Raw genomic sequence first — 25,737 nt, 5'->3', positions numbered from 1 at the left:
TCTAACGCCCGATCACTGAACCGGGCCTGAATAGCGGGTTTATGCAGGGGTTGCGGCGGTCTGTCACGCCGCGGGGCCCTATCCCTTGCGGCGCGTCGTATAGGGGCGATCCTTGCGCCAGCGTTCGGCGAAGGCTTCCAGCTCGGGGTCGGGCTTGTCGGGCAGCATCAGCACGATGCGGCCCAGCAGGTCGCCGCGCTTGCCGCGGGCGTCCGAGAGCCCACGGCCCTTCAGCCGCAGGGACTGGCCGCTGTTGGCGCCCTTGGGAATGGTGAGCGAGACCACGCCGTCGGGGGTGGGCGCCTCGACCTTCCCGCCCAGCACGGCGTCGGGAATGCTGATGGGCAGGTCCATGATCAGGGCGGAGCCCTCGCGCCGGAAGATCGGGTGCGGTTTGACCGAAAGCTCAATGAAGGCATCGCCCGGCCCGGCGCGGCCCGGCGAGCCCTGGCCCTTCAGGCGCAGGGTCTGACCCTCCTCGGCGCCCTTGGGAATTGTGACGTCGATGGTGCGGCCGTCGGAGAAGCCGATGCGCTTCTTGGCGCCGTGGATCGTTTCCTCCAGGTCGATCTCCAGCTTGGCCCGGACGTCGGCGCCACGCTGGGAGAAACCGCCAAAGCCGCCGCCCTGGCCACGCCGGCCCAGGATCTCGCTGAACAGGTCGCCCAGGTCGCCGCTCTCCATGCCCTCCGGGCCGCCGCGGCTGGTGTTCCACTGACCGCCCTGCTGGCCGCCCCAAGGACTGCCGCCGCCACCGAAGCCGCGCATGGTCTCGCGCCCGTCGGCGTCGATCTCGCCGGCGTCGAATTTCTTGCGCTTCTCGGGATCGCCCAGGATGTCGAAGGCGGCGCTCACCTGCTTGAAGCGGTCCTCGGCGGCCTTGCTTCCGGGATTGGCGTCAGGGTGATGCTGCTTGGCGAGTTTTCGGAACGCCTTGCGAATCTCGTCGGCGCTCGCGCCGCGAGACACGCCCAGCTCCTGATAGGGATCGCGCGCCAAGGGAAAGGAACCTCGTGGAAAGGGGGGAAGGTGTAGGGCCTTCAATTAGGCGGTTTGCAGCGGGGCGCAAGCTCTATTGTGGCAAAAATATCACATCCAGGGAGACGCGCCGAGTCTAGGCTGGCGCTTTAGCGGGGGCGTCATGGGCGCGGTGCTGTTTTCGTTCACGGGGCGGATCGGACGGGCGGTCTTCCTGCTGTGCTCCGCCGGGTTATTCCTGTTGCTGCTCGTCTATCAGTACCTGACCGGCGGGTGGGTGCTGAATTATCTCGGCTGGGCGATCTGGGGCTATGTGCAGGGTGCCTTGCTGGTCAAGCGCCTGCACGACGTCAATCGATCGGGCTTCTGGGCCCTGGCGGTCGGCGCGGCCCTGGTGATCGGCGGGATCGTATTCAGCTTCATCGGCGACACCGAGGGAACGCCCTCGGCCCTGCGGCTGGTCGGATTCTCCGTGCCCATGGCCTGCGCCATGGGCTTCACCCTGGGCCTGCTGGCCTTCGTCGGCTCCAAGCCGGGCTCCAGCCGCGAGAACCGCTTCGGGGAGCCGCCCGAATATCAGGCCGAGTACTAGTCCCTGCCGCGCTCCTCCATGAGGTCCCAGGCCGCGTAGTCCATGGCGTCCTCCGGTTCCGGCAGGGTGTCCTCGTTGATGGTCTGGCCGCGCACCGAGACCCCGGCGGCGTGGACGCTCTCGGGATCGCCCGAGACCAGCGGATGCCAGTCGGCCAGCCCCCGCCCCTCATTGATCCGCCGATAGGCGCAGCTCAGCGGCATCCAGGCCAGGGCGTCGATATTGTGCGGGGTCAGCTTGATACAGTCGGGCACGTGGCGCTTGCGGTTGACGTAGTCGGTGCAGGTGCATTTGTCGGGGTCGAACAGTTTGCAGTGGACTCGGGTGGGGACCACCTCGCCCGAATCTTCGTCCTCGAACCGCACCAGGCAGCACAGGCCGCAGCCGTCGCACAGGCTCTCCCACTCGCGCACCGTCATGTGCGTGAGGGCTTTCGTTTCCCAGAAAGGTCTCGAAGCCATGCTATGGGCGTCCTGCATCCAACGAGCCCGACCGGCCCAGAATATCCGTGACCGACGAGAACGACCACCCGAACAGGCGACCGGAAGGCCTGCGGCCTGGAGGCAAGCCCGCGCCCGAGCCGGACGCCGAGACGCCGTTCCGCGCCGACCTGCCGCGCCCGGCCAAGAAAGGCAAGAGTGCTCCGCCGCCCGGCGGCAAGCCGCCGCGCCGCCGAATGGGCTGGCTGGTCAAGCTGCTGATCGCCCTGATGGCGGCCCTCGCCCTGGCCGCTGCAGGCGGCGCCTATTATCTGCAACAGGTCTTCCTGACCGATCTGCCGCCGCTGCCCGGCCGCGAGCGGCTGTACGCGGTCAACCGGGCGCCGGGGATCAAGTTCTTCGACCGAACCGGGACCCTGATCGCCTCGCGCGGTCCGAAGTACGGCGACCGGGTCCGGGTGGCCGATCTGCCCGCCCATGTCCCGCGCGCCTTCCTGGCGGCGGAGGACCGGCGCTTCTACAAGCACGGCGCCATCGACGTCTGGGCCATCGCCCGCGCCGCCTACGCCAACTACAAGGCCGGCGCGGTGGTCGAGGGCGGCTCGACCCTGGCCCAGCAGATCACCAAGAACATGTTCCTCACCCCGGACCAGACGCTGCGGCGGAAGATCCAGGAGGCGGCGCTCGCCTATCGCCTGGAGGCCATGCTGACCAAGGACGAGGTGCTCGAGCTCTACCTCAACCGCATCTATTTCGGGGCCAACACCTTCGGCCTGGACGGAGCGGCGCGGACCTATTTCGACAAGCCGGCCAGCCAGCTCACCCTGGGCGAGGCCGCCCTGCTGGCGGCCCTGCCCAAGGCGCCCTCGCGCATGGCCCTGCACCGGAACATGGAGCGCGCCCAGGTCCGCCAGCGCCTGGTGCTGCGGCGGATGCGCGAGGAGAACTGGATCACCGACGCCCAGCTCAAGGCCGCCCTGGCCGAGCGGCCCAGGATCGGTTCGCGAGCCATGGCCGACGGCGGCGACGACGGCTACGTCCTCGACTACGCGACCAACGAGGTCCTGGCCATGGTCGGCCCCAACTCGCCCGACCTCATGGTGCGCCTGACCATCGATCCGCGCCTGCAGGCCGCCGGCGCCTCGGCGCTGCGCGCCGTGGTGGCCGGACAGGGACGCGGCGGTCCCAGCCAGGGCGCCCTGCTGGCCATCGACGAGCGCGGCGCGATCCGCACCATGGTCGGAGGGGTCGACTATGGCCGCAGCGTCTTCAACCGCGCCGTCCAGGCCAGGCGCCAGCCGGGATCGTCCTTCAAGCCCTTCATCTACGCCGCGGCCCTGGAGCATGGCATATTGCCGTCCGACACCCGTATCGACGGCCCGGTGCGGTACGGCGACTGGAGCCCGGGCAACTATGGCGGCGGCTATCGCGGCCCGGTCAGCGTGAGCACCGCCCTGGCGCTCTCCATCAACACCGTGGCGGTGAAGCTGGGCTACGAGGCCGGCACGGCCGCGATCGGGGAACTGGCCAAGCGCTTCGGCCTGACCGCCATCCCGGCCAATCCCAACCTGTCGGTGACCCTGGGCGCCTACGAGGTCCCGCTGATCCAGATGGTCTCCGGTTACCAGGTGTTCCAGCAGGCCGGGAACCGCATCACCCCCTATGTCATCGACGAGATCCAGACCGTGAGCGGACAGCCGGTGTTCAGCCACCAGACCGCTTCGCCGGTCCCGGTCTATGACCTGCCGCGCGCCAGCATGATGGTGCGGATGATGATGAAGGTGATCACCTCTGGCACAGGCACGGGCGCGGCCATCGGCCGGCCGGCGGCCGGCAAGACCGGGACCAGCCAGAACTGGCGCGACGCCTGGTTCATCGGCTTCACCCCCGACATGACCGCCGGAGTCTGGGTCGGCCATGACGACGACCGGCCGATGAACCGGGTGACGGGGGGCGAGGTCGCCGCCGAGATCTGGCGGCGCTACATGCTGGTCGCCCACGAGAGCCTTCCGGCGCGCGAGTTCGACTGGCTGTTGCCCGATCCCGAGGGCGGCGAGGGAGAAGTCCTGCCCGGCGGGCCGGTGGAGTACCGGGACGATCCGCGCAACGGCTTCTATGACGACCTCGCCGACGAGTTCTCCCAGGTGGCCGAGCCGGAACCGGCGACCGCCGAGCCGCCGGCCGAGCCCGAGCCCTATCCTCGCGATCCCGAGCCCTATCGCGACGAGCGCCTCCCGAACTGACGGGCTTGGTAAGCGGCCCGGTCGCGGCTATGTCCCTCCCCGCATGAAGCCCCCCATCCTCGCGCTCAAGGACGTCCGCCTCGCCGACGGTCCCAAGATGCTGTTCGACGGCGTCGACCTGGCCGTCGAGCCGCGCTCGCGCGCCTGCCTCGTGGGCCGCAACGGGGCGGGCAAGTCGACCTTGCTGCGGATTCTCGCGGGCCAGATCCAGGCCGACGATGGCGAGCGCGCCATCCAGCCTGGAACCCGCGTGGCCTATGTGCCCCAGGAGCCCGAGATCGTCGGCGCGACCCTGCTGGACCACGCCACCGCCGGCGGCGCGGCCCCGCACCAGGCCGAGGCGGCGCTGGAGCTGTTCGGCGTCGACCCCGCCAAGCCCACCTCCGGCCTGTCGGGCGGCGAGATCCGGCGCGCGGCCCTGGCCCGCGCGGTCGCCGAGCAGCCCGACATCCTGCTGCTGGACGAACCGACCAACCACCTGGACATTCTGGCCATCGAGACCCTGGAGGCCGAGCTCGCCAAGTCGAAGGCCGCCCTGCTGATCGTCAGCCACGACCGGGCCTTCCTGGAACGCACCACCAACCGCTCGTTCTGGCTGGAGCACCGCAGGGTCCGCCGCCTGGACAAGGGCTTCAAGCACTTCGACGACTGGGTCGAGCGCATCCTGGCCGCCGAGGCCGAGGAGGGCCGCCGCCTCGACAAGCAGCTGGAGCGCGAGGAGTACTGGCTGCAGCGCGGCGTCACCGGACGCCGGGCCCGCAACGAGGGCCGCCGCCGCGCCCTGATGGACCTGCGCCAGACCAAGGCCGAGCGGCTGAAGGAGGCGCGTGGGGCGCTCTCCATGAACATCGCCTCCTCCGGAACCTCGGGCCAGCGTGTGGCCGAGGTGAAGGGCATCGAGAAGACCTATGGCGACCGCACCCTGCTGAAGGGTTTCTCCACCCGCATCCTGCGCGGCGACCGGGTGGCCATCGTCGGTCCCAACGGGGCGGGCAAGACCACCCTGGTCAAGCTGCTGCTGGGCGAGATCCCGCCCGACGCGGGGAGCGTCAATCTCGGGGTCAATCTGGACGTGGCCTATATCGACCAGGCCCGCGCCGACCTGAAGCCGGAGATGCTGCTCCGCGACGTCCTGACTCCGCTCGGCGGCGACCAGGTGATGGTGCGCGGCCAGCCCAAGCACGTGGCCGCCTACGCCCGCGAATTCCTGTTCACCGACAACCAGCTTCGCCAGCCGGTGCGCAGCCTGTCGGGAGGCGAGCGCAACCGCCTGCTGCTGGCGCGAGCGCTGGCTACGCCGGCGAACCTGATCGTCCTCGACGAACCCACCAACGACCTCGACATGGACACCCTTGACCTGCTTGAGGACCTGTTGGCCGACTATGAGGGGACCCTGATCCTGGTCAGCCACGATCGCGACTTCATCGACCGGCTGGCCACCTCGACCATCGCCCTCGACGGCCGCGGCAAGGTGGTCGAAACGCCCGGCGGCTGGCAGGACTTCCTGTCCCAGAACCCCGGCTTCTTCCAGGCCATCGCGGCCAAGGCCGCGCCCGCCGCCGCCAGGCCCGCGCCGGCCAGGAGCGAAGCGGCCAAGCCGACCAAGCTATCCTACAAGGACCAGCGCCGGCTGCAGGAGCTGGAGGCCGCGATCTCCGCCCTGCCCGGCAAGATCGCCAAGCTGGAGACCGACCTGCACGATCCGGCGCTCTACACCCGCGATCCGGCCAAGTTCCAGGCCATCAACAAGGCCCTGGAAGCCGCCCGCGCCGAGCTGGCGGCGTCGGAAGAGGCCTGGCTCGAACTGGAAGAGCGCCGCGAAGCGCTGGAAGCCGGGCGGTAGATCCCTCCTCCAGCTGATAGGAAAGACGGCCGCCAATATTCCTTCTCCCCTTGCGGGAGAAGGACATTCAGAGCCGATCCCCCTGAGGTTTCGAAACGACCGCGCTGCTAGCGGACGAAGCAGACCCCGCCCGCCTCGACGACCACCTCGCAGAACAGTTTCGCATCGGCGCGGCTGGTGAAGCCGGTGACCAGGGCGCGGTAAAAGACGCGGCCCTCGACCGTGGCGGTCTCCACCATCCTGCGTAGGGGCTCGGGCAGGGCGCCGAGCGCGGCCAAGGCGTTTTCGGCCTGACCCGCCGTGCCGACCGCCACGATCTGGACCTTAAAATTGCCGGCGGCCGCTGGGGGCGGAACGACCGGAGGGGGCGGAACGGGTCTCGCCGCCACAACCGGTTGCTGCTGCGGCGGCGGCGCAGGGGGTGGCTCGCTTGGCGGCATGAGCAGGCGCCGGCGGGCGGTCACGGCGGTGGCGATGGTCTCCGAGTCCTCCGCGGCGGCAATCGGCGACGGCGGCTCAGGCGCGCGGACCGACGGCGGCGCGGGCGCCGCTACGGGGGTAGGCTTGGGCGCGGGCGCCCGCTCCGGCGGATTGCGCGGCTCGGGCGAGGCCACGGCCACGCTGGGCGCGTCGCTGCAGATCGAGGCGATCACATCGGACATGAAGGCGCTGGGCGAGGGCTGGATCCAGCCGCCCGGAACCTGGCGCAGGATCGGTTCGCCCTTGCCGTTCGGCTCCGGATAGATGGTCATCCGCAGGACCATGTCGCGGCGGCGCGCGCAGTCCACGTTCACCGTCGAGCGCATGGAACGGTAACCCAGATTGCGTCCGGCCTCGGCGCTCACCGCCTCGCCGCGCAGCTGGACGCCCTCGAACAGGATCCCGCCCTTGGTCGTTCCGCGATTCAGGACCGCCACGACCAGGTCGCGCTTGATCGAAACGACCTGGGCGCGCGGCAGGCCGCTGGCGGCCACCGCCCGGCGCTCAGCCGCGCTCAGGGACCCATCGAAATCCTGGGCCGCCGAGGCGCCCGACAGAACGAGGGCGACCGCCAGGCCGGCGCCCAGACCCTGAATACTCATCCCTGCCCCCGCGAACCGCCGCGGACCTTCCAACGCGCGATCTTAACCGTGTCACGTGGTCGTCGCACAGATCGCCGCCGCGCTCCAGGCCGCCGGCTCCAAAAGCAGCGACGATGCGCGCCAAACGACCGGCGCAGCAATCCTGTGGATTATTTTAGAGTTTGAAATAACTGATGAATTTCGCCGAAATCCCCGACCTGTCCACAGGTCTTCCACCGATTCCAGCGGCGTCGCCCACACCACGGCGAGGTCGGGCGCTTGCGTCATAGCGGGTGTGGTGGGAACGTCAAGGGGCCGAGAGGGACCGCGGCGCGGGCGGACCGGGAAACCGGACCGCCAGACGAGCGGAAGGTTCTCGGAGGACGGAAACTGGGGCGACCCGGAGACCGGCCCTCCAGGGACAACGGTTGCGACGGAAACCTGCGGGGAAGCCCGTGATCGAAGTCGCCGACCGACCTTGAAGGCGCAGATCCCCCAACGGATCTGGATTAGAGGGCGACGCACCGGGCGACCGTGGCGTCGCCCTCTTGCTATGCGCGCCTGCGACATACTGACGTTTGGCCTACGCCCTTAAGTCTTTGGTCGCCACACCGCGCGAAAATCGCGGCATGACCCGGGAGAACACCAAGCGCCCGAGCGCCGGCCGATCACGCCACCTGACGCTGAGCGTGGCCCTGATCATGGGGTTCGCGGCGAGCGTGGTGTTCGGCCTGAGCCTGACCCGCGCCTCGGGCGGCGTGGCGACAATCTGGCTCGGCAGCGGCATCGTGGCCGCTGGCTTGCTGCTCCTGCCGCGCCGCTGGGGATTCGGTGTCGCCGCGGTCTGTTTCGCCTTCCAATTCCTGTTCAATCTGCGGATCAACCCGCCCCTGATCGGCCTGACCTTCTCGCTGCTCTGCCTGGGCGAGTCCCTGGCCACCGCCTGGCTCGCCCATAAGACCTGCGGCCAGACCATGCGACTGACCAGCCTGAAGCGCGTCGCACGGCTGATCGCCCTCGCTGTGGCGCCGGCCACCGCCGCCAGCGCCGTTCTCGCTGCGGATACGCTCACCTTGTTCGGGCGCAGCTTCAACGAGGTCCTGGGCCCCTGGTTCTACGCCCACGCCCTGGGCGTGGCGATCGTGCTGCCGGTCATCCTGATGGTTTCCCGGCGCGATCTCAGCGAGGACTTCCGGCGCTCGGTCCTGGAGCAGGTCGGTCTCTACGGCCTGATCGCGGCGGCCAGCGTCCTTTGCTTCCTGCCAATCCGCTTCCCCATGCCGTTGATGGTGTTTCCCATCCTCACCCTGATCGCCGTGCGGCTGGGCCCGCGCGGGGCGGCGGTCTCGGCGCTCGTCCTGGCGGCGATCGGGGCGGGCCTCATGCTGAACGACTTCCGCCCGGCCACGGGCGCGACCTGGACGATGATGGAGAAGACCCGCAGCCTGCAGTTCCTGATCGCCATTTCGTTCTTCTCCAGCCTGTCCATGGCGCTCGCCATCGCCGACCAGAAGCGCCTCAAGCGCCTGTGGGCCGGCCGCACCCGGGTGGCCCGCGCCGCCCAGGCCCGCGCCGTCGCCGCCGGCCAGGCCAAGGCCGAGTTCCTGGCCACCATGAGCCACGAGATCCGCACGCCGATGAATTCCATCGTCGGCTTCACGGAGGTGCTGCTGCGCCGCGGCGATCTGCCCGAGGCCGCCCGCCGCCAGCTAAGCCTGATCGACCGGGCCGGCGCCTCGCTGCTGACCGTGGTCAACGACGTCCTGGACTTTTCGAAGATGGAGGCGGGCGAGGTCGAACTCGCGCGCCGCCCAGTCACCCCACGTGCCCTCGCTCAGGACTCGCTCGCCATCGTCGCCGAGGCCGCCCGCCGCAAGGGCCTGGACCTGCAGCTCGGCTTCATCGGTCCGGTTGAGCGACCGCTGATGATCGACGACTTGCGGGTGCGCCAAGTCCTGCTGAACCTGCTGTCCAACGCCATCAAGTTCACTGAGACCGGCCGGGTGCGCCTGGACGTCCAGGTCCGCGAGGGCGAGGGCGGTCGCGCCCTGCGCTTCACGGTCACCGACTCCGGCGTCGGGGTGCCCTCCGACAAGATCGGTCGGCTGTTCAAGCGTTTCAGCCAGGTGGACTCCTCCGTCAGCCGCGCCCATGGCGGCACGGGCCTGGGCTTGGCCATCTGCAAGGGCCTCACTGAGCTGATGGGCGGCCAGATCGGCGTCGACGGCGGATCGGGCGCCGGCTCGATCTTCTGGTTCGAGATCCCCGCCACCCAGGCCGAGGCCGCCGTGGCTGCGGAGACCGCCGCACCGGCCGCCGAGGCGCTGCGAGCCCGCATCATGCTGGTCGACGATCACCCGATGAACCGGGAACTTGGCGCCACGGTGCTGGGCCTGCTGGGCTGCGAGGTGGTGATGGCCGAGAATGGCGAGGAGGCTGTCGAGGCCGCGCGCTCGGGCGGCTGCGACCTGATCCTGATGGACGTGCACATGCCGCGCATGGACGGCCTGGAGGCCACCCGCCAGATTCGCGCCCTGGGCGGGGCGAACGCCACGTTGCCGATCATCGCCATGAGCGCCGACGTCATGCCCGAGATGGAAGCCGCCTGCCTCAATGCCGGGATGAACGACGCGGTCGGCAAGCCCGTCCAGATCCAGGTCCTGCACGCCATGATCGCCAAGTGGCTGGCCCCGAGCGACGACGCCGACGCCGAGGCGGCAGCCTAGAAATCCCCCTCCTGCGCCGCGCGGGCCTTGGAAGCATCCGCGTCGCCGACTAGGCTCGCGCCCGGTCCAGTTGGGGGATGTCCATGAAGCTCTTGCGCCTCGCCGCCGTCGCGCTCGCCGCCCTGGTCTGCGCTTGTTCGCCGGCCAAGCAGGAACCCCCCATCCAGGCCGGCCGGACCACCATCCGCTTCGCCACCGATTGGCGGGCCCAGGCCGAGCACGGCGGTTTCTACCAGGCCCTGGCCTCGGGCGAGTACGCCAGGCGCGGGCTCGACGTGCAGATCGTCCAGGGCGGTCCGGGGGTGAACGTGCCCCAGCTGCTGGCGTCCGGCGCAGTCGAGGCGGGGATGGGCTCCAACAGCTTCATCGTCATGAACCTCGCCCAGGAGGGCGTGCCGGTGAAGGCGGTGGCGGCGATGATGCAGAAGGACCCTCAGGTCCTGATCGCCCACCCTGGTCAGGGAATCGATAAGATCGCCGACCTGAAGGGCCATCCGATCCTACTGTCCGACGCCTCGGTCTCGGCCTTCTGGGTGTGGCTGAAGGCCAAGTACGACTTCACCGACGACCAGGTGCGCAAGTATACCTTCAACGCCGCCCCGTTCCTGGCCGACAAGCGCGTGGCCCAGCAGGGCTATGTCACCAGCGAGCCCTACACCATCGAGAAGACCGCCGGGATCAAGCCGAAGGTCTTCCTGCTCGCCGACGAGGGCTATCCTGGCTACGCCACCATGATCCTGGTCCCCGACAGCCTGATCGCCAAGGATCCGGCGGCGGTGAAGGCCTTCGTCGAGGCCACGGCCCAGGGCTGGAAGGACTATCTGCACGGCGACCCCAAGGCCGCCGACGCCCTGATCCGCGAAGACAATCCGGAAATGACCCAGGACATCCTCGACCAGGCCCGCGAGAAGCTGAAATCCTACGGCATCGTCGAGTCCGGCGACGCCCAGGCGGGCGGGATCGGCGTCATGACCGACGCCCGCTGGGCCGAGTTCTTCGAGGTCGCGTCATCGCAGGGAGTCTATCCCAAGGATATGGACTTCAAGCGCGCCTACACCCTGCAGTTCGTGGCCCCGGCGGCGAAGTAGCGCCAGTGCGGTCGTCGATACTGGCGCTCAAGAGGGCGAAGGTCCTCCGCAGGACGATGACCGAGCCAGAGGTCATGCTGTGGTCCCGTTTGAGGCGGCGTTTGCCGGACGAACCAGTATTTCGTCGCCAGCACCCAGTGGGTGTCTACATCCTCGACTTCTTCTGCCCTACAGCAAGGCTCGCGGTTGAGATCGACGGCCACCTCCATGGCGAGGACGCCCAGCGCGCTCACGATGAGCGGCGCGACCGGTGGCTTGTATCGCAGAGCTTGGTGGTCCAACGCATCACAGCTTCCTCGGTTTTCGAAGACGTAGATGAGATCGCAGACGGGCTTCGGATTCTCGCCGCCAGCCTTGCCGGACAAAAACCATGAGCGTCGCCGCATCTTTTCCTCCCCCATTTCACGTGGGAGGAAAAGATGACGGCGGTGGCCGTGCTCGAAAGCGTCGAGGTCGAGTACGGTCCGCGGGGGCCGGTGCTCGGACCCGTCGACCTCCGCGTCGAGGCCGGCGAGATCCTGGCCCTGGTGGGTCCCTCGGGCTGCGGCAAGTCGACGGCCCTGCGGCTGCTGGCGGGCCTCGAGGCGCCGACGCGCGGCCGCGTCCGGCGAGCGCCCGGGCGCGGTGAGACGGCGGTGGTGTTCCAGGCGCCGACCCTGGCGCCCTGGCTGACCGCGCGGGCCAATGTGGCGCTGCCGCTAGAGCTGTCCGGCGTGCCCCGGGCCCAGGCCCGCGAGCGGGCGGTGGCGGCGCTGGGCCGGGTGGGCCTGGCCGGCGCGGAGCTGGCGCGCCCCGCGACCCTCTCCGGCGGCATGGCCATGCGCGCCTCCCTGGCCCGCGCCCTGGTCACCGAACCCCGTCTTCTGCTGCTGGACGAGCCCTTCGCGGCCCTGGACGAGATCACCCGCCGGGCGCTGGCCGACGATGTCCTGGCCCTCTGGGCGGCTTCGCGGCCGGCCATCGTCTTCGTCACCCACAATGTGGAGGAGGCCGTCTACATGGCCGACCGGGTGGTGGTGCTGACGCGCGGGCCGGGCCGGATCGCCGGGATCGCCCAGGTCGAGGGCCCCCTGCCCCGTCCGCCCGGATTCCGCATCGCCGAGAGCTTCCGCACGGCGGTGGAAGAGGTTACCGGCCTGCTCACCCGCGGCGCGGCCCTGGCCGCATGATCCGCACCCTCGCGCCCTTCGTCCTGATCACCGTCCTGCTGGGCGCCTGGGAGGCCGCGGTCCGGGCCCTGGGGGTTCCGGCCTATTTCCTGCCCGCCCCATCGGCCGTCGCGCTCGCCTTGGTCGAGCACCTGCCGGTCCTGCTGGCGGCGGCCTGGATCACCCTGTCGACGGCGATCATCGCCCTGGTCATCGCCAGCCTGGCGGCCATGGCGGTGGCGGTCCTGGTGGGCCTCAGCCCCCTGCTGGAGGCCGCCGTTCGGCCCCTGGCCTCGGTGCTGCAGGTGACCCCGGTGGTGGCGATCGCGCCCCTGGTGCTGATCTGGGCCGGCATCGACCATCCGGAGCGGGCCATCATCGCGCTCGCGGTCCTGGTGGCCTTCTTCCCGATCTTCTCCGGGGCGATCACCGGCCTGCACGCCGCCGACCCGGACCTGGAGCGGCTGTTCGACCTCTATGGCGCCGGCCGCTGGAGCCGTGTGATGCGGTTGCGGCTGCCGTCGGCCGTGCCGTTCCTGCTGGAGGGCCACAAGGTGGGCGCGGGCCTGGCGATCATCGGCGCCGTGGTGGCCGAGTTCAGCGCGGGGTCCGGCGGGGTGCGCGGCCTGGCCTGGCAGATCCTCGACGCTGGCAACAAGCTGCAGACCGCCCGCATGATCGCGGCCCTGGTGGTGCTGGGCCTGATGGGGGTCGCGCTGCACGCCCTGCTCGACCGCGCCGAGCGCGCCGGCCTGACATGGTGGCGAGGGCGTTAGGCTTAGCTGTTAGTCGGGGGTTAAGCGGCTTGGGGTTAACCCTGGCGGACCATGCGCCTGGGTCTCCTCATCGTCGCGCTCGCAAGCGCCTCCCCGGCCGCCGCCCAGATGGCGGGTGATCGCTATGGCGACCGCTCGTCCACCGCCGCGGTCGCCGCCATCGGCGCTTCCTATGATGGCCCCACCCTCTCCTGGTCGCGTAAGACACAGCCCGCCCCGCCGGTCGCCGCCGATCCCCGCGCCTCGTCGCGGCCCGAGCCGCTGGCGCTGGCGGGTCAATTCCGCGCCGGCGGCTTGCCGCCCGCGCCGCGGCTCCAGCGCGCGCCGGAGCCGCGCGCCTACCAGCAGTTCCAGCCGCAGACCCCGATCCCGCTGCAGTGGAGCGCCCCCAAGGCGAACCTGCCCGGCACGCTCTATGACACGCCGCCCCCGGCGCTCCCACAGGTCGCGGCGACCGCACCCACGCCGGAGCCTGTCGCCCGGCCTCCGATCCGGCTCGCCGCCGTCGCGCCTTCTCCCGCCCTGCTGGGCGGTCCGCCGGCCTCGGTCGCCACGACCCCGCGCGGCGCAGGCGGCGCCACCCGGCTCTATTCGGTCCACCGCGGGTACGGGCTCACGCCCGACGCGATCCCCCAACAGCCGGGAGGCGACCGCTACGTCCTGATCGGCCCGCCGGACGCCGGCGTCCAAGCCTCCCCCAAACCCGATGACGACGGTCCGGACGACGGTCCGGGCGTCTTCTGAAGAAGACCCCTTCATGCAGCGCACCAAACTCCACGACCTGATCGAGATGGCCCAGGAGCCGTCCAGCGAACGGCGGCGCGAGCTGCTGCGCGGCGTGACCGACCTGTTCTTCGCCAGCGAGGACCTCAAGGGCGGCCCGGAGATGGAGCTGTTCGACGACGTCATGAGCCAACTGGCCGGCGAAATGGAAGAGGCCGTGCGCGCCGAACTCGCCCACAGGATGGCGCAGGCCGAGATCGCGCCGCAGGGCCTGATCCGAGACCTGGCCCGCGACGCCTCCATCGAGGTCGCCCGCCCGGTGCTGGAGGGCTCCCACGCCCTGACCGAGGACGACCTGCTGTCGGTGGCCCGCACCCGCGGCCAGGACCACCTGCGCGCGATCTCGCAGCGCCCATTGGTGTCGGAGGCCCTGTCCGAAGCCATCGTCGAACGCGGCGACGACGAGACCGTCGGCGTGCTGCTGGCCAATGAAGGCGCGCTGCTTTCGCGCGAGGTCCATGAGATCGTCGTGGATCGCGCCGTGGAAAACCCGGCCCTGCACGAGGCCGTGGTCACCCGCAAGAGCCTGCCGGTCGATCTGCTGAACGAGATGTATTTCGTGGTCGAGGCCAAGCTGCGCGGCGAGATCCTGGCGCGCAACGCCGAGGTCGATCCCGCCGACCTGGACGCGGCCCTGGCCGTCGGCCGCAAGCAGCTGGCCGAACGCGACGGCGCCCTGCCGCAGGACTATTCCGAGGCCGAGAAGCAGGTGCGCATCCTGCGCCTGCGCGGCGCCATCACGCCTCAGGTGCTGGCCGGTTTCCTGCGCCAGCGCGAGACCAGCAAGTTCCTGGTGGCCCTGTCGGAACTGGCCGAGATCGACTTCCACACCGCCCGGCGAATCCTCGAGCGCCGCGAGTTGGACGCGCTCTCCATCGTCTGCAAGGCGGCCGGCTTCGAGCGTTCGCTGTACCTGACCTTCGCGGTGCTGATCCTCGACCGCGACTCCAACGCCATGGGCCGGGCCCGCGAGTATGGCGAGCTCTACGAGAACCTGCCGCGCGAAGCCGCCCAGCGGACCATCCGCTTCTGGCGCCTGCGCCGGCAGACCCGAGACGTCGCCGCGGCCTAGCCGGCCGCGGCGGCCGATCCGCCGGTCAGTCGGGCCAGGCCGTCGGCGGCCACGATGCTCAACGAGCGCAGGCCCATCTCTCCGAACACGTCCAGGGCTCCGTTGAGCGCCATGGCGGCGGCGGCGCGTTCGCCGCGATCGACGCCGGTGATGTCCAGCCGCGCCTCGTAGATGCGGGCCAGATTGACCTGGATCAGCGCCCAGGCCGCCGGGTCGCGCTTGGCGGCCAGGTTGGAGAGTTCGATCTTGAAGGCCGACTCCGCGGCGTCCAGCACGGTCAGGTCGCCCGAGAGCTCCGCCGAACGGGCTAGGCACAGAGCGCGGTTCGAGGCGCCGAAGGCCCGCAGCGACAGGCCCGGCGCCTTCTTAAGCACATGGGCGGCGCGGTCGTAGCAGGTGACCGCCTGCTCGTAGGCGCGTTCCGAGGCGCCGGCCTCGCCCAACGCCTGCAAGCCCTGGGCGAGCGCGGTCTGGACCCGGGCCCAGTCCAGCGGACTGTGGTCGCGGGTGAGTTCGTTCAGCACGTCGGCGAGCGCGCCAACCGCCTCGGCCAAGGTCTCGACCTCGCCGCTGATCTCGCCCAGCAGGGCCAGGGCCTGGCCGCGCAGGGCCGCGGCGCGGACCCAGCTCAGAGGTTCATAGGCCGGGTCCAGGCCATCTGTGGCCCGCTCGGCGATGTCCCGGGCCGCGGCCAGCAGTTCCTCGTCGCGCAGGCGCGCGCCCCAGCCCATCAGCATGTCGGCCTGAACCAGGCGGGCTTCCACGGCCAGCAGGCGCGCGGCGCGGCAGCGGCGGGTGAGAGCCTCGAGTCCCGCGATGGGGACGGTGAACCTGGCGGCGGCGATGCGGGCGGCCTGAGCGTCCCCCGCGACCATACGCTCGCGCGCCTCGATGGCGGCGATGCCGATGTCGGCCAGCGGCAGGGCAAGGCCGCCGCGCGCGGCGGCGCGGGCCTCGCGGAAGGCGACGTCGGCGGCGGCGTTCAAGCCTTCATCGCCGAACAGCTCGGCGCCCAGCATGGCGCAGAAGGCCTGCTCGCAGCGGGCGCGGGCCCAGCCGTCGGGGCGGCGGTCGCGGCCGAAGGCCTCGGCGGCGGCCTCGGCGGTGGCGGCGGCCTTGCGCAGGGCGGCGGCGTCGCCGGATCGGCGGGCCACCTCGCGCCAGACGATGGCGCTCTCCAACCGGCGCTGGGCCTTGTCCTTGGCGCCGACCCGGCCGGCGGCGATGTCGGCGGCCTTGCCCTCCTGGGTGATCAGCCGGAGATCGAGAAGTTCCAGGAGCGAGGAGTCGCCGCCCGTGAGGCCGTCATGGGGAGGCCGAAGACCATCCTGGCCGAACAGGCGCTTCAGCTCACGACCGAACTCGAACATGGTCAGGCTCCGACAAACCCCCGACGTCTCAACACGGGACGTCCACGCGGGGTTCAGGCCTGACGGAGCAAAGCCGGAGCCGAGTTCGTAAACAAGTGGTTAATGTGCTTGTTATGGTTAATGAAATCTAAATTTGTTGTGTAGCCGCATTAACCAATTCTGGCCCGGAACTTGCGTGGCCGGTCGACCCGACCCTCATCGACATCGGACGCGACGATCTCCTCCTCTCCCCTTTCAAGGGGAGAGGGTGGGGTGAGGGGATGCGGCGCGAAGCGACGCAATCCGGCCTTTCGACACGCTCAGTGCGGCGGAAGCGCCCCCCTCACCCTACCCTCTCCCCCCGAAGACGGGTGGAGAGGAAGAGGCGGGTCGGGCGGTCAATGGCCGCTGCTAAGCCCGCTCCCGCGCCCGCTCGAAGGCGACCTTCGGGAAGCGCTCGGCGACGTAGCCCATCTCCCACGACGACTTGGCCAGGAACACCGGCTGATCGTCGATGTCGACGGCCATGGCCATCTTGTGCTTGCCGGCGAAGTCCTCGAGGTCGGCCTTCTCGCCCACCAGCCAGCGGGCCTCGGCATAGGGGGCGGCCTCGAACAGCACCTCCAGCTGGTACTCATTGGCCAGCCGGTCGGCCATCACCTCAAGCTGCAGCTGGCCCACCGCGCCGACGATGAAGTCCGCTCCGATATTGGGCCGGAAGAGCTGGGTCACACCCTCCTCCGCCAGGCCCTGCAGGGCCTTGGTCAGATGCTTGGCCTTCAGCGGATCCTTGACCCGCACCCGCTGGAGGATTTCCGGGGCGAAGTTGGGCAGGCCCGCGAAGCGCAGGGTCCCGGTCTCCGACAGGCTGTCGCCCACCCGAAGGATCCCATGGTTGGGAATACCGATGACGTCGCCGGCGAAGGCCTCCTCGGCCAGTTCGCGGTCGGAGGCGAAGAACATGATCGGCGCATTGACCGAGAGCTGGCGACCGGTGTTCTGCACCTTCAGCTTCATGCCGCGCTGGAACTTGCCCGAGCACAGCCGCAGGAAGGCGATGCGGTCGCGATGGTTGGGGTCCATATTGGCCTGGACCTTGAAGACGAAGCCGGTCACCTCCGGGTCGCCCGGGACCACGTGGGTCGGTTCGCCGGCCTTCGCCGCCGACACGGCCTTCGGCGGCGGGGCGTAGGCGCCTAGGCCCTCCAGCAGCTGGTCGATGCCGAAATGGCGTAGGGCCGAGCCGAAGAACACCGGGGTCATGTGGCCTTCCAGGAAGGCCTGGGGATCGAAGGGCTTCGAGGCCTCGCGGATGAGCATGGCGTTCTCTTCGAGCTCCGCCTGCTCGTCGGGGTCGAGATAGCTGCCCATGGCGGCGCCATGGAACGCGATCGGCCGCGGATGACCCTCATCCTTGTCGGACCCCTTCTTGGCGAAGGGGAAGAACTTGTCGTGGCGCAGGTCCAGCATGCCCTTGAACCGCCCGCCCGAGCCGGCCGGCCAGTAGAGCGGCGCGGGGTCGAGGGCCAGTTTCGAGGCGATCTCGTCCAGCAGCTCGATGGGGTCCTGAGCCTCGCGGTCCATCTTGTTGATGAAGGTGACGATGGGAATGTCGCGCAGGCGGCAGACCTCGAACAGCTTGAGCGTCTGCGGCTCGATGCCCTTGGCGGCGTCCAGCACCATGACCGCGGCGTCGGCGGCCGTGAGCGTGCGGTAGGTGTCTTCGGAGAAGTCCTCGTGGCCAGGCGTGTCCAGCAGGTTGAACATCAGGCCGTCGTGATCGAACGTCATCACAGAGGCGGAGACCGAGATGCCCCGCTCGCGTTCGATCTTCATCCAGTCGGACCGGGTGCGGCGGTTCTCGCCGCGGGCGCGCACCTGGCCGGCCGCGCGGATCGCGCCCCCGGCCAGCAGCAGGTTCTCGGTCAGGGTCGTCTTGCCGGCGTCCGGGTGGGAGATGATGGCGAAGGTGCGCCGGCGGGCGGCCTCGGCGGCGGGAGAATGGCTCATGGGCGGGCGATAGCGCGTGCCGGGCCCAGGCGCAAACTGAAGGCTCAGGCGGCGAGCCGCCGCCAGACCTCACGGTCGGTCGAGACGGTGTCCAGCAACCCCTCGGCCTGGCGGCTCAACAACCCGGTCATGGTGTCGGCGCCGATGGTGGCGACGCGGAACATCACCTCGTCGGGCTCGCAGCCGTAGCGGGGCGACACGAACAGGGCCGCGTTGACCCGAGGCGCCCGGGCGATGATCAGGGTGGCCAGCCGGCAGGCCCGCTCAGGCCGGTTGACGTGGAGCAGGGGATTCTCGGCGAACAGCTCGCAACCCAGCTTGCCGACGGCTTCGAACGATAGGGACTGGAAACGGCGGGCGGCCATCTGTGGCGACAACCTGACGCCGCTGAGATTGAGGACCACGTCGTTCATCAAAAACAGCATGCAGGCGCCGCGTCTCGTCTTGGGGGACGCGACAATTGGCACGCCGAGGCTTTCAGCGCGGTTGAAGAAGGCGGTGAATGGGCCGCTAACCCTGCTCGACAGGCTCGGTCAGGAAATGGCGGCCGTCGCGATCGTCGATCTCCACCACCCAGATGTCGGGGTCGATGCGCGCGGCGCGCTCGATATAGCGGTCGAGTTCGGGCTCCTGATCGGAGAGCGAGGGCTGCATCCAGACGCGCTCGCCGTCGCCGCGGGTGGCCTCGGCATAGAGGCGGGTCGTGCCCTGGGCGCGGTTCAACACCTTGACCAGCACGCTGCCGGCCCGCGCGTCGCCCTTACGCGCCACCACCGCGAAACCGCCGCCCAACTCGGTCCTGCGGATCAGGGCCGCGACCCAGATGTCGGTGGAGAGCAGCATGTTTGGTCTCGATAACGGAACGGAAAGGGCGAGCCTGTAGGCTTCGCCCAAGTTCTCGAACCTATACGAGAAAAGCAGGAGCCATGACGAGACCGCGCAGAACCGCGCAGCTCGCCGGGTGTGGATGGGTGGGGCTGACGCTGGCCGCGACGATCGTCGCGGCGCCGGGCGTCGCGACGGCGGGGGCTGTCGACCTCTTCTACGAGCGCACGGTGATGACCGCCGCCGACAGCCGCTGCAGCCTGTTCGACGCCCCGACAGGCGCGGCCCTGGCCGCCGGTCAGGCCCAGGCGCGTGGCGCCGTGCTGCGCGCCGGGACCGACCAGGCGACGCTCAAGGCCGTGGAAAGCCGCGCCCGCCAGAAGGCGGCCCTGACGCCCTGCGATTCCGAGGATCTCAACCTGGCCGCCGCCCGGGTGCGCCAGGCCTTTGAGGGCTACGCGCAGCTCAGCCGGATGAGCTACCCCGGCGACCACGCCCCCTGGCTGGCCGACCGCGCCAGCGGCGAGGCCGCCCGCTGGCGGCTGCAGCAGCCGGTGAGCTTTGGCTGGAACCGCATGGTGTTCGGCCTGGCCGGCCGCGACGGCGCCAACGCCCTGATGGCGGTGGCGAGCTTCCCCGACGGCCAGGAGCCGTATGCCGCGCGGCTGCTGATGCGCGACGCCGGCCTGACGCTCGGCCCCTATCTGGATCATCGCGGCGAAGCCATCGGCCGCCTGCCCCTGGCGCGGCGCCTGCCGCCCGCGACCGCCCAGACCGCCTACGCCGCCGAGGCCCGCAGCAGCGCCGGGCGCGACCTGCTGCCCAAGGACCTCAAGTCGGGCTGGGCCTTCCGCTTCCCGGCCAAGGCGGCCGCGGCGCTCGCCGCCCTCGACCCCCGCGAGGCCGTGGCCGTTGAGTTCCTGTTCGCCGACGGCCAGGGCGAGAGCGTGCGACGGGCCTATGTCGAGGTCGGCGACTTCGCCGCCGGCCGCGCCTTCCTGCAGGTCGCCGCCCGCTAGGCCACCGGCTCCGGCGTCCGGGCCGGAAGCTCCGCGCCGTGCAGCACCGGCATGCGGACGATGACCGTGGTCCCCTCGCCCAGTCGGCTCTCGATGAGCATCCGGCCGCCGTGCAACTCGGCGAAGGCGCGCACCAGGGAAAGGCCGAGGCCCGTGCCCGCCGAGCGTTGGCTGACGTCTCCCGCCTGTTCGTAGGGCCGCCCCAGCCGCACCAGGTCCTCGCGGCTGATCCCCACCCCGGTGTCGGCGACGATCAGCTCCAGATGGTGGTCTTCCTCGCGAACCGTCACCGTCACGGCCCCGCCGCGGGGCGTGAACTTCAGGGCGTTGGAGATCAGGTTCAGTACGATCTGCTTCAGGGCCCGGCGGTCGGCGACCACGTCCAGGTCCTCCTTGGGCAGCAGGCCGCGGAGCTGGACCCCGGCGCGGTCGGCCTGGCCGCGCATCAGCCGCAGGACCCCGGAGACCGCATCGCGGGCGTCGAATTCCTCGCGCGACAACTCGAACCGCTCGGCCTCGATCTTCGACATGTCCAGCACATCGTTGATCAGCTCCAGCAGGTGGGTGCCGGAATCGTGGATCAGCTCGGCATACTCGCCGTAGCGGTCCGACAGCGGGCCGAACAGCCGCTGCTTCATGATATCGGAAAAGCCCATGATGGCGTTGAGCGGCGTGCGCAGCTCGTGGCTCATATTGGCCAGGAAGCGCGACTTGCCGGCGTTCTGCGCCTCGGCGTCGGCCTTGGCCTGCTCCAGCCCGGCCATGCGCTCGCGTTCAGGCCGCCCGTCACGCAGGGCGCCCACCGCCCGGCCATCCCAGGTGCGGCGCAGGCTGAGCGTCAGCCAGCCATCGGGCGCTTCGTCGGGGACGAAGGCGACCTCCGCGGCCCCCTCTGCCAGGGCGCGTTTCAGGGCCTCGATCAAGCGCGGCCGGTCGGCGGGCGCGGCCAGGTCGCTGAGCAGGCGTCCGGACGCGGCCGGCGTCGCCAGCCCGGGCGGCGAGGCGCCCCAGACGGCCGTCAGGCGGCCCTCGGGATGGACGCCCAGCAATTGGTGCGGCTGCTCGTCCAGGGCCTGGCGCAGCCGCGCCTCGCGCCGGTCGCGGCGCAGGGCTTCGAGCTCGCCCTGCCGCTGCAGGGTCACCAGGCCCGCGCCGAAGGCGAGCGCGCTCGAGATGAGTCCGATCAGGGACAGGCCGAACGCCAGGTCGGGGCGCGGTGGGGGAATCTGCAGGCTGAGGGCCGCCATGGCCGCGAGACCGACCGCCCCCAGCGACGTGGCCGCCCCGAAGGCGAGACCCCGTCTCCGGCCCACGGCCAGGGCCGCGGCCATCGGCGACAGCAGCCAGACGGCCAGGGGGCCCGCGACGCCGCCGGTCATCACAGCCGCCAGGGCGACGCAGAGGGCCCAGCCGAGGACCAGGGCGCGCCGCGCCCCGTCCCCGTGCGAGCGTTGCAGGAAGAGGCCGACCATGGCCGGAAGCGCGCCGACGGCGAGCGCGGTGAGCGCCCGCTCGGTGGGTGCGAGCCCGGCCAGGCCCAGGCCCGCGGCCCCGGCGGCGGCCACGGCCAGCCAGCCCGCGCACCACCAGACGGCGTCGCGGTCCCGCGTCGATCGGCGCCTCGGCTTCGGCGTCCTGCTGGCGGGTAGGCCCTCGACCACGGTGTTGCGCTACGCCTCTCGAAACGAACCAGGCCCTCTCGAAAAGAAGACCGGCCGGGACATTACCCTCGCGCTTGAGTCCCCGCGAGGGCGCTCGCGCGAGGCGCGACCAGGCAAATGTATGATCTTCCACAGAAACGAAATCGTAAGCGCGTGAGCCTAGCCTTGGCCTCCCCTGCCCTCGAGGCGTCCGGTTTCCCATGGCCCAGGCGGCTTTCCTTCCCAGCGACCCGGCGGAACCGCAAGAGCTCGCCTCCGAATCGCCACGCCTGAGCCCCCGCGCGCGGCGCGAGGCGGCCCTGGACGAGACCAAGCGATCCTTCCTGCGCATGGTCAGCCACGAGTTGCGCACCCCGCTGAACTCGATCCTGGGCTTCTCCGAGATCATCGCCTCGGAGCTGTACGGCCCGCTGGGCGCCCCGCAGTACAAGGAATATGCCGGGATCATCCGCACCAGCGGCAACCGGCTGCTGAAGCTGGTCAACCAGATCCTGGAGATCGCGCGGCTGGAAGGCCGGGCCATGGACATGGACCCGCGGTCCGAGACCCTCGACCATGCCCTGGACGATGTGCTGGACGGCCTGCGCGACGAGATCGCCGCCCGCCGAACCCGGATCGTGATCGACGACCAGGGGGCCCTGCCCTCGGTCACCGCCGACGCGCGCGGCTTGCGCACCGTGCTGACCAACCTGATCCAGAACGCTGTGGCCTTCGGGCCCGAGGACGCCACGGTGCGGATCAGCGCCGTCCCGCACGAGGGCGACGTCGAGATCCATGTCTCCGACAACGGGCCGGGTGTCGATCCCGCCGACCTTCCCCGCCTGCTGCGGCCCTTCGAGCAGGGCGAAAACGCCCTCACCCGCCGCAGCGAGGGCGCGGGCCTGGGCCTGCCGATCGTCGACCTGCTATGCCTTGCCATGGACGGCCGACTGAAGCTGCAATCGACCCCCGGCGAGGGCCTGACCGCCACCGTCCGGCTGCCCGCCGGCTGAACACCGGTTGCGTTGCGGGTCGCCGATCCCTAAGTCGCCGGTGATATGACCGACATCGACCACGACCTTGACGACCTCGCCCAGGAGTTCGACCTGCTGGGAGACTGGGAAGAGCGCTATCGCTACGTGATCGACCTGGGCCGTGAACTGGCCCCGCTCACCGACGCCGAGCGCAACGACGCCAACAAGGTGCGCGGCTGCGCCAGCCAGGTCTGGCTGGTCACCGAGCCCCAGGCCGACGGCACGGTCGACTTCCGTGGCGATTCCGACGCTCACATCGTGCGCGGCCTGATCGCGGTGCTGCTGCGGCTCTATTCGGGGCGGCCGCCCAAGGCCATCCTGGACTTCGACGCCAAGGCCGCCTTCGACAAACTGGGCCTCAGCGGCCACCTGTCGGCGCAGCGGTCGAACGGACTGGTTTCGATGGTGGGGCGGGTGCGCCGCGACGCCGAGGCGCTGGCGGCTGCCGCCTAAGGCGCGACAGCCGAGAGTGGCCACCGGTTTCGGCGCCCGTCGGGCTTCAGATTTAAGCGGCTCTGATCCCGCTAATGGTGTCGCCCTGGACCCCGACCACGGCGTCGTAACCCATGATCATGTCGACGTCCTTGCCGTTGGTGGCCAGGGGCAGGCGCAGCCACAGGATCGACAGGTGCGCCGCGCCGCGCCAGGCAAGGTTGTGCACGCCTACGGCCGGGCGGCGATCATGGACCAGCTTGGTCAGTTCCGTGCGCCAGTATTCGGCGGCCGTCGAATTATAGACCTCGGTCAGGCTACGGCCGGTGATCTCGCGGCCATAGACGCTGTAGAGGCCGGTGCCCGCCAGGCGCAGGCGGAAGTCCAGGGGATCGCGCCGCACGTCGATCAGGCTGACCGTGGGCAGCAGGCGCTTGAAGTCCTCGGGGCGGATATCGCCGCGGCCAGGCAGTTGCGGCCCATGTCGCAGCCCCGACCAATAGGCATAGAGTTCTTCATGGGCGCGGGCGGCCGCCGCGGAAGCTCCTATCTGTGCGGCCATATTCAGATTCCTTAACAACCCCTTGGAATCGCGACGAATCACTTATCGCCCGCCCGGTGATTCACCGGCAAGTGGAAAACGGGGGGTGCGACGAGAAATCAGGCCAAAAGGTGGCGAAGCGGTCCTCGGGAACCTCCCCAGCGGCGCCCCCGAGGCCGGGACGCGCAAAAGAAAACGCCCGCCGGTGGGCGGGCGTTTCCTGGAGCTCGAATTTATTTCGAAGCTTACTTGCTGGCCCGCTTGCGCGGAGCCTGACGGCCGCCTTGGCCCAGGCCCATCTGCTTGGCCAGGTCCGAACGCGCCTTGGCGTAATTCGGGGCGACCATCGGATAATCCTTCGGCAGGCCCCACTTCGCCCGGTATTCCTCCGGGCTCATATTGTATTTCGTTCGCAGATGCCGCTTCAGCGACTTGAACTTGCGGCCATCTTCCAGGCAAACAAGGTGATCCGGCGTAATCGACCGGCGCACAGGAACCGCAGGTTCCTTCGGCGCGGCTTCCTGAACGTCCGAACCCGAGGAGATCCCCGCCAGAGCGCGGTGGACGCTTTGGATGAGATTGGGAAGATCCGCCGCTGCGACCGAATTGTTTCCGACGTAAGCGGATACGATATCCGCCGTCATCTCAATGACTTCCGATTTCTCGTCCATTTTTCTCGGTTCCGTGAGTGCGTTGCACAATTTGGGGGATGACTGATTCACGACATCAGTCATGGCGTCAATATATCGGTCTTGTCCCAAGCACAAGGCTGGAACTCAGTTGAGCGATTGAACGAACACGTTCGTCGTCATTAGAGAACTGACGCGCCGCACCAATCGGTTGCAGGCACAACCGTGAAGACGTCACTCGCCCATTGCGCGAACGCCAAGATTAGCGCCCAAATTCCTTTGACAGCGCCAGCATGGCGGCCCTTTGAGGTGCTGAGTATTCGTCGACGCCGTCTTCGTCGCCGTCACGAATCGCCCTGAGCAGAGCCGGTGTCAGGGCCGAGGTCAGCGACCAGTTCCAGTAACGCAGAACAGTTTGCGCCCGGTCGACTGCGATCATGTCGTAAGTTGTCATCACCCGCTCAAGCGCCTGCGACAATGCGCCGCTGTCCTCAGTCTCCGGGCGCTTCAAGCCGCGCCAGAGCGCGCGCAGGGCCTGGCGCGGCAGGCCGGTGGCCTTGCACAGGATCGCCAGGGGCTCGCCGCCGGGGTCGGTGAAGATCTTGGCGCCGGTCATGGGCTTGAGCCCGGAGAGGTAGGAGATCTCCTCGGCGATCTCGCGGGTGAGACCGTCCTGCGCCGCGGCCACGGCGGCCTCCAGGCTGTCGAAGGGGCTCTTGTCGATAGCCGCGCGGTTGCGCTGGCGCCGTTCGATGAACTGCAGCGCCTTGCGCGACAGGGGATCCTGCCATCCCTCGGCGGCGGCGAGCGCGAAGATGTCCCCGGTCGCTTCCTGCAGCACTTCGCGACTGACCGCGAACCGCTGGAGGATGGTGCGGCGGGTCTCGGCGTCGGCCCACCAGAACAACACATAGGCGTGAGCCGGCCGCAGCTCCGAGCGCCGCAGCAGGGCCGCGGTCAGCCGGGTATCTCCACGGGTCAGGGCCACGATCGCCTCGACCGCGGCGTTGGAGAGCCGAGCCAGATCGTTCTTCAGCAGGCATTCGATGACGATGATCTCACCGAACTCGATCAGGACGTCGCAGACCACCTCGTTCACGCCGCGCCGCAGGGCGACGAGCCGTCGATGCTCCAGGTCGGTGAGGCGAATGCAGTCCAGCAGATCGGCGTCCGACAGCGAGGGGCATTCGATCAGCAGCTCCTCGGCCACGTCCACGTGGTCGCGCAACAGCAGGCGCACCAGGCTGGCCGGAATCTCGGTGAGCGTGGACAGCCGGCGCGCCACCTTCTTGCGCTCATCCGGCTCGGCCTCGCGCAGCATGTCGACCAAGAGGTCGGCGGTCATGGAGCGCTCGAAAGCGTTCACCCGCGAACTGGGCAGACAGACGACGTCGGCCATCCGCTTCAGCAGGGCGCCGCGCGCGCGGAAGGCCTGCGCGGCGTCGGAGGCAGGATCGTGCTCGGAAGAGGAGGCGGCCTGGTTCATGGATCGAGCCGATGACGAATCG

Annotated in this window: 24 protein-coding genes; 13 read left to right on the top strand and 11 right to left on the bottom strand. The window is 69.7% G+C overall.

Features of this window, described 5'->3' with window-relative positions; all coding sequences use genetic code 11:
• Positions 1–78 precede the first annotated feature (78 nt).
• Positions 79–999: a J domain-containing protein gene (locus V6M51_RS11600; protein ID WP_332767314.1), complete on the bottom strand. Its 921-nt coding sequence runs from the start codon at positions 997–999 to the stop codon at positions 79–81.
• A 142-nt stretch (positions 1,000–1,141) separates the two neighbouring features.
• On the opposite strand from V6M51_RS11600, the gene V6M51_RS11595 reads away from it, so the two are divergent.
• Positions 1,142–1,570, top strand: a complete 429-nt coding sequence (locus V6M51_RS11595; RefSeq protein WP_332767312.1) for a DUF805 domain-containing protein — start codon at positions 1,142–1,144, stop codon at positions 1,568–1,570.
• Here V6M51_RS11595 and V6M51_RS11590 read toward each other — a convergent pair.
• Entirely contained in the window at positions 1,567–2,031 is a 465-nt protein-coding gene (locus V6M51_RS11590; protein WP_332767311.1) for a YcgN family cysteine cluster protein, read from the bottom strand. The two genes, V6M51_RS11595 and V6M51_RS11590, sit on opposite strands and share 4 nt — an antisense overlap.
• A 47-nt stretch (positions 2,032–2,078) precedes the next feature.
• Between V6M51_RS11590 and pbpC the strand changes: the two genes are divergently transcribed.
• Complete coding sequence (gene pbpC, locus V6M51_RS11585) at positions 2,079–4,253, top strand: multimodular transpeptidase-transglycosylase PbpC (protein WP_332767309.1); 2,175 nt, start codon at positions 2,079–2,081, stop codon at positions 4,251–4,253.
• Positions 4,254–4,296: 43 nt separating this feature from the next.
• Positions 4,297–6,096: an ABC-F family ATP-binding cassette domain-containing protein gene (locus V6M51_RS11580; protein WP_332767307.1), complete on the top strand. Its 1,800-nt coding sequence runs from the start codon at positions 4,297–4,299 to the stop codon at positions 6,094–6,096.
• 107 nt (positions 6,097–6,203) lie between these two features.
• Here the strand turns inward: V6M51_RS11580 and V6M51_RS11575 are convergent, their stop codons facing one another.
• On the bottom strand, positions 6,204–7,178 hold the full coding sequence (locus tag V6M51_RS11575) for an SPOR domain-containing protein (RefSeq protein ID WP_332767305.1): 975 nt from the start codon (positions 7,176–7,178) through the stop codon (positions 6,204–6,206).
• A 608-nt stretch (positions 7,179–7,786) separates the two neighbouring features.
• Here V6M51_RS11575 and V6M51_RS11570 point away from each other — a divergent pair.
• The 7 genes from V6M51_RS11570 (at position 7,787) to V6M51_RS11540 (ending at position 14,750) form a co-directional block, all read left to right on the top strand.
• Positions 7,787–9,883, top strand: coding sequence for an ATP-binding protein (locus V6M51_RS11570; protein WP_332767303.1), 2,097 nt, complete (start codon positions 7,787–7,789; stop codon positions 9,881–9,883).
• Between the two features lie 83 nt (positions 9,884–9,966).
• Complete coding sequence (locus tag V6M51_RS11565; RefSeq protein WP_332767301.1) at positions 9,967–10,971, top strand: ABC transporter substrate-binding protein; 1,005 nt, start codon at positions 9,967–9,969, stop codon at positions 10,969–10,971.
• 56 nt (positions 10,972–11,027) lie between these two features.
• The gene (locus V6M51_RS11560) at positions 11,028–11,345 is read left to right on the top strand and encodes an endonuclease domain-containing protein (RefSeq protein ID WP_332767300.1); all 318 of its coding nucleotides are present in this window, start codon (positions 11,028–11,030) and stop codon (positions 11,343–11,345) included.
• A gap of 45 nt (positions 11,346–11,390) precedes the next feature.
• Positions 11,391–12,140, top strand: coding sequence for an ABC transporter ATP-binding protein (locus V6M51_RS11555; protein WP_332767299.1), 750 nt, complete (start codon positions 11,391–11,393; stop codon positions 12,138–12,140).
• The gene (locus tag V6M51_RS11550) at positions 12,137–12,895 is read left to right on the top strand and encodes an ABC transporter permease (RefSeq protein ID WP_332767297.1); all 759 of its coding nucleotides are present in this window, start codon (positions 12,137–12,139) and stop codon (positions 12,893–12,895) included. Before V6M51_RS11555 ends, V6M51_RS11550 begins: the two co-directional genes overlap by 4 nt.
• A gap of 51 nt (positions 12,896–12,946) precedes the next feature.
• On the top strand, positions 12,947–13,639 hold the full coding sequence (locus tag V6M51_RS11545; protein ID WP_332767295.1) for a hypothetical protein: 693 nt from the start codon (positions 12,947–12,949) through the stop codon (positions 13,637–13,639).
• A 13-nt stretch (positions 13,640–13,652) separates the two neighbouring features.
• A complete protein-coding gene (locus tag V6M51_RS11540) occupies positions 13,653–14,750 on the top strand; it encodes a DUF2336 domain-containing protein (RefSeq protein WP_332767293.1) in 1,098 nt (365 codons plus the stop codon).
• Here the strand turns inward: V6M51_RS11540 and V6M51_RS11535 are convergent.
• From V6M51_RS11535 to V6M51_RS11520, 4 genes are all read right to left on the bottom strand, one after another.
• On the bottom strand, positions 14,747–16,120 hold the full coding sequence (locus tag V6M51_RS11535; protein WP_332767291.1) for a hypothetical protein: 1,374 nt from the start codon (positions 16,118–16,120) through the stop codon (positions 14,747–14,749). The two genes, V6M51_RS11540 and V6M51_RS11535, sit on opposite strands and share 4 nt — an antisense overlap.
• Positions 16,121–16,510: 390 nt before the next feature.
• Positions 16,511–18,109, bottom strand: a complete 1,599-nt coding sequence (locus tag V6M51_RS11530; RefSeq protein WP_332767289.1) for a peptide chain release factor 3 — start codon at positions 18,107–18,109, stop codon at positions 16,511–16,513.
• Positions 18,110–18,153: 44 nt separating this feature from the next.
• Positions 18,154–18,522 carry a hypothetical protein gene (locus tag V6M51_RS11525; RefSeq protein WP_332767287.1) on the bottom strand — a complete coding sequence of 123 codons (369 nt, stop codon included), beginning with the start codon at positions 18,520–18,522 and terminating at the stop codon, positions 18,154–18,156.
• A gap of 97 nt (positions 18,523–18,619) precedes the next feature.
• Positions 18,620–18,952 carry a DUF1491 family protein gene (locus V6M51_RS11520; protein WP_332767285.1) on the bottom strand — a complete coding sequence of 111 codons (333 nt, stop codon included), beginning with the start codon at positions 18,950–18,952 and terminating at the stop codon, positions 18,620–18,622.
• Between the two features lie 128 nt (positions 18,953–19,080).
• On the opposite strand from V6M51_RS11520, the gene V6M51_RS11515 reads away from it, so the two are divergent.
• Positions 19,081–19,953 (top strand): hypothetical protein, encoded by an 873-nt coding sequence (locus V6M51_RS11515; RefSeq protein ID WP_332767284.1) that lies wholly within the window; start codon positions 19,081–19,083, stop codon positions 19,951–19,953.
• Here the strand turns inward: V6M51_RS11515 and V6M51_RS11510 are convergent.
• Positions 19,950–21,614 carry an MFS domain-containing histidine kinase gene (locus tag V6M51_RS11510; protein WP_332767282.1) on the bottom strand — a complete coding sequence of 555 codons (1,665 nt, stop codon included), beginning with the start codon at positions 21,612–21,614 and terminating at the stop codon, positions 19,950–19,952. The two genes, V6M51_RS11515 and V6M51_RS11510, sit on opposite strands and share 4 nt — an antisense overlap.
• A gap of 200 nt (positions 21,615–21,814) precedes the next feature.
• On the opposite strand from V6M51_RS11510, the gene V6M51_RS11505 reads away from it, so the two are divergent.
• Together V6M51_RS11505 and V6M51_RS11500 are read left to right on the top strand one after the other, a co-directional pair.
• Positions 21,815–22,606, top strand: a complete 792-nt coding sequence (locus V6M51_RS11505) for a sensor histidine kinase (protein ID WP_332767281.1) — start codon at positions 21,815–21,817, stop codon at positions 22,604–22,606.
• A gap of 45 nt (positions 22,607–22,651) precedes the next feature.
• Positions 22,652–23,080, top strand: coding sequence for a SufE family protein (locus V6M51_RS11500; protein WP_332767279.1), 429 nt, complete (start codon positions 22,652–22,654; stop codon positions 23,078–23,080).
• A 52-nt stretch (positions 23,081–23,132) separates the two neighbouring features.
• Here the strand turns inward: V6M51_RS11500 and mopJ are convergent, their stop codons facing one another.
• From mopJ to V6M51_RS11485, 3 genes are all read right to left on the bottom strand, one after another.
• Complete coding sequence (mopJ, locus tag V6M51_RS11495; protein WP_305677401.1) at positions 23,133–23,621, bottom strand: motility/cell cycle regulatory protein MopJ; 489 nt, start codon at positions 23,619–23,621, stop codon at positions 23,133–23,135.
• A gap of 224 nt (positions 23,622–23,845) precedes the next feature.
• Positions 23,846–24,271: a MucR family transcriptional regulator gene (locus V6M51_RS11490; RefSeq protein ID WP_332767277.1), complete on the bottom strand. Its 426-nt coding sequence runs from the start codon at positions 24,269–24,271 to the stop codon at positions 23,846–23,848.
• A 220-nt stretch (positions 24,272–24,491) separates the two neighbouring features.
• Positions 24,492–25,715, bottom strand: coding sequence for a DUF2336 domain-containing protein (locus V6M51_RS11485; protein ID WP_332767275.1), 1,224 nt, complete (start codon positions 25,713–25,715; stop codon positions 24,492–24,494).
• Positions 25,716–25,737 lie beyond the last annotated feature (22 nt).

Source organism: Phenylobacterium sp., from assembly GCF_036677185.1.
Classification (GTDB): Bacteria; Pseudomonadota; Alphaproteobacteria; order Caulobacterales; family Caulobacteraceae; genus Phenylobacterium.
Note: the sequence above shows the minus strand (reverse complement) of the source record. Positions and strands in the feature narration are given on the sequence as shown.

What these genes read in the sequence shown, in the direction of transcription:
- V6M51_RS11550 (WP_332767297.1), top strand. Translation starts at nt 12,137, where the DNA reads ATGATCCGCACCCTCGCGCCCTTCGTCCTGATCACCGTCCTGCTGGGC.
- V6M51_RS11590 (WP_332767311.1), bottom strand. Translation starts at nt 2,031, where the DNA reads ATGGCTTCGAGACCTTTCTGGGAAACGAAAGCCCTCACGCACATGACG.
- V6M51_RS11500 (WP_332767279.1), top strand. Translation starts at nt 22,652, where the DNA reads ATGACCGACATCGACCACGACCTTGACGACCTCGCCCAGGAGTTCGAC.
- V6M51_RS11505 (WP_332767281.1), top strand. Translation starts at nt 21,815, where the DNA reads ATGGCCCAGGCGGCTTTCCTTCCCAGCGACCCGGCGGAACCGCAAGAG.
- V6M51_RS11530 (WP_332767289.1), bottom strand. Translation starts at nt 18,109, where the DNA reads ATGAGCCATTCTCCCGCCGCCGAGGCCGCCCGCCGGCGCACCTTCGCC.
- V6M51_RS11490 (WP_332767277.1), bottom strand. Translation starts at nt 24,271, where the DNA reads ATGGACGAGAAATCGGAAGTCATTGAGATGACGGCGGATATCGTATCC.
- mopJ (WP_305677401.1), bottom strand. Translation starts at nt 23,621, where the DNA reads ATGGCCGCACAGATAGGAGCTTCCGCGGCGGCCGCCCGCGCCCATGAA.
- V6M51_RS11570 (WP_332767303.1), top strand. Translation starts at nt 7,787, where the DNA reads ATGACCCGGGAGAACACCAAGCGCCCGAGCGCCGGCCGATCACGCCAC.
- V6M51_RS11540 (WP_332767293.1), top strand. Translation starts at nt 13,653, where the DNA reads ATGCAGCGCACCAAACTCCACGACCTGATCGAGATGGCCCAGGAGCCG.
- V6M51_RS11595 (WP_332767312.1), top strand. Translation starts at nt 1,142, where the DNA reads ATGGGCGCGGTGCTGTTTTCGTTCACGGGGCGGATCGGACGGGCGGTC.
- V6M51_RS11535 (WP_332767291.1), bottom strand. Translation starts at nt 16,120, where the DNA reads ATGTTCGAGTTCGGTCGTGAGCTGAAGCGCCTGTTCGGCCAGGATGGT.
- V6M51_RS11485 (WP_332767275.1), bottom strand. Translation starts at nt 25,715, where the DNA reads ATGAACCAGGCCGCCTCCTCTTCCGAGCACGATCCTGCCTCCGACGCC.
- V6M51_RS11580 (WP_332767307.1), top strand. Translation starts at nt 4,297, where the DNA reads ATGAAGCCCCCCATCCTCGCGCTCAAGGACGTCCGCCTCGCCGACGGT.
- V6M51_RS11555 (WP_332767299.1), top strand. Translation starts at nt 11,391, where the DNA reads ATGACGGCGGTGGCCGTGCTCGAAAGCGTCGAGGTCGAGTACGGTCCG.
- V6M51_RS11560 (WP_332767300.1), top strand. Translation starts at nt 11,028, where the DNA reads ATGACCGAGCCAGAGGTCATGCTGTGGTCCCGTTTGAGGCGGCGTTTG.
- V6M51_RS11520 (WP_332767285.1), bottom strand. Translation starts at nt 18,952, where the DNA reads ATGCTGCTCTCCACCGACATCTGGGTCGCGGCCCTGATCCGCAGGACC.
- V6M51_RS11575 (WP_332767305.1), bottom strand. Translation starts at nt 7,178, where the DNA reads ATGAGTATTCAGGGTCTGGGCGCCGGCCTGGCGGTCGCCCTCGTTCTG.
- V6M51_RS11545 (WP_332767295.1), top strand. Translation starts at nt 12,947, where the DNA reads ATGCGCCTGGGTCTCCTCATCGTCGCGCTCGCAAGCGCCTCCCCGGCC.
- V6M51_RS11565 (WP_332767301.1), top strand. Translation starts at nt 9,967, where the DNA reads ATGAAGCTCTTGCGCCTCGCCGCCGTCGCGCTCGCCGCCCTGGTCTGC.
- V6M51_RS11525 (WP_332767287.1), bottom strand. Translation starts at nt 18,522, where the DNA reads ATGAACGACGTGGTCCTCAATCTCAGCGGCGTCAGGTTGTCGCCACAG.